This is a genomic window from Eggerthella sp. (assembly GCF_048329335.1).
GTDB lineage: Bacteria > Actinomycetota > Coriobacteriia > Coriobacteriales > Eggerthellaceae > Eggerthella > Eggerthella lenta.
The window spans coordinates 1-4219 of sequence record NZ_DBFEGU010000327.1 but is presented as its reverse complement, the minus strand read 5'-3'; the positions used below and the strand labels follow the sequence as shown (position 1 = coordinate 4219).

At 65.3% G+C, this 4219-nt stretch carries 4 protein-coding genes and 1 pseudogene; 3 read left to right on the top strand and 2 right to left on the bottom strand.

Going from position 1 to position 4219, the window contains the following annotated elements:
* Positions 1-1309: polysaccharide biosynthesis protein (locus tag ACMO6A_RS10265; protein WP_418471201.1), on the bottom strand; the 1309-nt coding region annotated here is incomplete at its 3' end.
* A 137-nt stretch (positions 1310-1446) separates the two neighbouring features.
* On the opposite strand from ACMO6A_RS10265, the gene ACMO6A_RS10260 reads away from it, so the two are divergent.
* The 3 genes from ACMO6A_RS10260 (at position 1447) to ACMO6A_RS10250 (ending at position 3795) form a co-directional block, all read left to right on the top strand.
* On the top strand, positions 1447-2730 hold the full coding sequence (locus tag ACMO6A_RS10260; RefSeq protein WP_009608737.1) for a glutamate-cysteine ligase family protein: 1284 nt from the start codon (positions 1447-1449) through the stop codon (positions 2728-2730).
* On the top strand, positions 2727-3161 hold the full coding sequence (locus ACMO6A_RS10255; RefSeq protein WP_009608716.1) for an FKBP-type peptidyl-prolyl cis-trans isomerase: 435 nt from the start codon (positions 2727-2729) through the stop codon (positions 3159-3161). Before ACMO6A_RS10260 ends, ACMO6A_RS10255 begins: the two co-directional genes overlap by 4 nt.
* Positions 3162-3366: 205 nt before the next feature.
* On the top strand, positions 3367-3795 hold the full coding sequence (locus tag ACMO6A_RS10250; protein ID WP_009305051.1) for an FKBP-type peptidyl-prolyl cis-trans isomerase: 429 nt from the start codon (positions 3367-3369) through the stop codon (positions 3793-3795).
* 109 nt (positions 3796-3904) lie between these two features.
* Here the strand turns inward: ACMO6A_RS10250 and ACMO6A_RS10245 are convergent.
* Positions 3905-4219 (bottom strand): annotated as a pseudogene (locus ACMO6A_RS10245) (hypothetical protein); the annotation flags it as partial.

Genomic DNA, 4219 nt, shown 5'->3' with positions numbered 1-4219 from the left:
TGCGCGCGTACAGCTGCATCACCATCTCGCCCATGCGCTTCGTGGCGCCCATGACGCTCGTGGGGTTCACGGCCTTGTCGGTGGAGATGAAGATGAAGCGCGCAGCGCCGTAGGCGTCGGCAGCGCGCACCGCGTTGAGCGTCCCGAACACGTTGTTGTGCAACGCCTCGCGCGGGCACTGCTCCATAAGAGGCACGTGCTTGTGGGCGGCCGCATGGAACACGGCGCCGGGTCGGTACTTCGAGAACACCTCGTTCAGGCGCGCCTCGTCGCAGACATTGCCGATCTCTATGACGAGGTCGATGTCGTCGTATTCGGCCAGCAGCTCGTTGCGCAGCATGTAGGCGTCGTTCTCGTACATGTCGAAGATGACGATGCGGGCGGGCGCCACCTTGCACAGCTGGCGGCACAGCTCGCTGCCGATGGAGCCGCCGCCGCCCGTGACCAGCACGGTCTCGCCGGCGATGTAGCCCGACACCGCGCGCGTGTTGAGGATGATCTCCTCGCGGCCCAGAAGGTCGGCCACGTCCACGTCGCGCAGGCGCACGTCGCCGATCTCGTCGAGCGACAGCTCGCGCACGTTCGGCAGGGTGCGCAGCTTGCAGTCGGTCTTCGTGCATTCGCCGTAGATGCGCTTGCGCTCCTCGGGCGTGGAGGACGGGATGGCCACGACGATCTGGTCGATGTTGTGCTTGTCCACGAGGTCGACGATGTCGTTCGTGGAGCCGGCCACCTTCACGCCGTGGATGCGCGAACCGCGCTTGGTGGGGTCGTCGTCAGTGGCCACGATGGGGATGCCCGGCATGAGCGGGTCCTTCGAGGCCATGCGTCCGATTGCCAGCGAGCCCGTCTCCCCCGCGCCCACCACGAGCGTGCGCGGACGGTCGCACATGCGCTGCGTGGAGACGAGCGCGCGCCTTTTCTGGCGCATGACGCGGAAGATCAAACGGATGCCGCCCATGAAGAATATGAGCATGAAGCACGAGACGAAAAACACGCGGATGGGAAGCCGCACGTCGATGATCCATAAGAACACAGCTCCCACCAGGGTGGACAGCACCACGGCCAGCACGATCTGGATGGCTTCGTCGACGCTGGCGTATTCCCAGAGGTTGTTGTACAGGTGGAACAAGCCCAACACGGCCACGTTGATGAGCGCGAGGATGCCCAGCATGAAGTAGATCTCGTTGTTGACGAACACTTCGCCCTCAACGTCGGTGAGCAGCGATGCGAGCCAGTACGCGGCGTACGTCGCAACGATATCGAGCAGCAGCAGAATCGCTGTGCGTTTTGTGATATGAGCGTCCAAACCGGGCCTCGTCTTCGAGTAGGGCAGCGAAACGATATGGATTTGCCGACATGTCGCCATGCGCGGCGACCAAAGCGGTATTGTATACAAAGTAACGCACGATTGCACAGGACACGCGAAGTTCAGGAGCTTGCTACATGAATAAAACAGCCGCAGCCGGGCAGGGGCAGCCTGCACGCGAAAGCAACATCAACGCCATCGTCAGCTACTTCGAAAGCGGCATCAAAGCCTTCGGCGGCCCGGGTGAGCTGGGCATCGAGCTGGAGCAGATCATCGTGCACGACGATATGAGCCCCGTCTCGTACAGCGGCGAACACGGCGTGGCGTGGGTGCTGCGCCAGCTGGAGGCGGACTATCCTCGCACCACCACCGACGAGCACGGCGACCTTTTGGGAGTCGCCCGCCCGAGCGAGGCGGTCACCATCGAGCCCGCGGCGCAGATCGAGCTGTCCGCCGGCCCCTTCGCCGATCTCGCGACCGCGCGAGACACGTTCGAAGGGTTCGCGCAGCGCCTTTCCGACGTGCTGGAGCCCGCGGGAGAGAAGGCGCTGGCGATCGGCTACCATCCCTCCGCCACGGCGCGCTCGCTGGAGCTCATCCCGAAGCGCCGCTACCAGTTCATGAACCTCTATCTGGGCGAGCGCGACATCTACGGCCCCTGCATGATGCGCGGCAGCGCCTCGACGCAGGTGTCCATCGACTACACCAGCACGGCCGACTGCCTGCGCAAGCTGCGGCTGGCGTTCGCGCTGGTGCCGATGCTCTCGCTTATGTGCGACAACGCACCCGTGTTCGAAGGCAAGCCGCGCGAGCATCAGCTGGTGCGCACGGACATCTGGCAGCATGTGGACAACGATCGATGCGGCCTCGTGCCCGACGTGCTGGACCCCTCGTTCGACCTGCGCCGTTACGCTGAGTACATCCTGGACACCGTGGCCATCCTCATCCCCTGCCAGCAGCAGCGGTGGTGCTACTCCGACCGCACGTTCGGCGATATCTACGCCGCGCGCACGATGACGCGTGCCGAGGTGGAGCACGCGGTGTCCATGTTCTTCACCGACGTGCGCCTCAAGACCTACATCGAGATCCGCCCCGCCGACGCCATGCCCATCCCCTACGTCATCGCCTACGCGGCGCTGATCAAGGGGCTGTTCTACGCGCCGACGAGCCTCGACGCGATGGACGGGCTGTTCGCCGACGTGCGGCGCGACGACTACCTGGCGGCGCAGGACGCGCTCATGGAGAGCGGCTACGAAGCCGAGGTGTTCGGACGGCCCGTCGCCGAGCTGTGCGACCGCATCGTGAAGATCGCGCGCGACGGCCTTGCCGACGAGGAGCAGGGCTTCCTGGAGCCGCTCGCCGACCTCGTCGCGCGCCGCGTGACGCTGGCCGACCTCGCGGAACGGAGCGAACGGGCGTGAGCAACGAGGATCGCATGGTGAAGGTGGCCTACCGCGGCTACTTCGACGACGGTGCCACCTTCATCGATCAGACGAGGCAGCCCATCGAGTTCCCCTGCGCAGACGGATGGATGCCGCCCGCGTTCGTCGACGCGGTGCGCGACATGGCCGTGGGCGAAACGAAACGCGTCCGCGTTGGAGCCGACGAGGCGTACGAGAAGCGCACCGAAGAGCGCGTCATCGAAGTGGAGCGCGCGAAGATCCCGGCCGATATCAAGCTCGCCGTGGGCGACGTGATGAGCCTCGAACGGCCGGACGGGCAGACGTATCCGGCACGACTCGTGGAGCTGGACGAGGAGCGCGCCGTGTTCGACCTCAACCACGATGCCATCGCCAAGGCGCTGAACTTCGAGATCACGCTGCTCGACGTGCGCGATCTCCCGAAACGGTAGCACCGCGGGAGACTGGAGCTGGGGCGTGTTGTCATCCTGAGCGCAGCGGCGAAGGGAGCAGGGGCCTCGCAACCTCCTTCCAGGATGGCAGAAGGCTCGGTTACGGACTTGTGGCGACTTGGAGCAAGTTTCGCGCCGCGAACGGGAAAGCCGGAATGCCTCGGGTAGACTGATGGGCATTGCATTCTCTCGAAAGGAGCTCTTGATGAGCAACGAAGGCAAGAAGGTCAAGGTCCACTACACGGGCACCCTCGACGACGGCTCGAAGTTCGACTCCTCCGTCGATCGCGGCGAGCCCATCGAGTTCACCTGCATGGCCGGCCAGATGATCCCCGGGTTCGACTCCGCCGTGAAGGACATGGCGCAAGGCGACACGAAGAACGTGCACATCCCCGCCGCCGAGGCGTACGGCGAGCGCGACGAGGCCATGGTGCAGCAGGTTCCGGTCGACCAGATCCCGAACGGCGACCAGCTTCCCGTGGGCCAGACCGTGTACATGATGGGCCCGGGCGGCCAGCCCTTCCCCGTGTTCGTGCGCTCCATCGAAGACGGCATAGCCACCTTCGACATGAACCACGAGCTGGCGGGCAAGGACCTCAACTTCGAGATCACGCTCGTCGAGGTTGCCGACTAGCACGTCGACGGCATCGGCTTCGTTCGGGAACAGGCGCCTGCGGGCGCCTGTTCCCGTTCTCGCCCCGTTATCCTCCTCTCCGACGATCGCTTCAACGAGCCCCTGCCGCTCAGGCCTTGCCCAGACGGCGCGCCACGTCGAGCAGCAGCAGCCAAAGGGCTTTGCGGCTGTCGTCGTTGAGCTGCGCGACTCGCACGATCATGCTATCGCGGTAGTCGAGCTCGAAGCGGTCGGGCTCCACGAGCCCGAACCCCTCCGCCTGCCGGCGCCGCTCGTCGGACACGGTGCGCGGAGGCTCCGAGGGACGCTCGCCGGGCACGTCCTTCCCCACCAGACGGCGCGCCTTCTCCTCGGCACGGCGCGCGCAGACGCGCTCGTACTCGAACCCGAAGTACGTCATCTCCCAGAACGCTGCCGCCAGCAC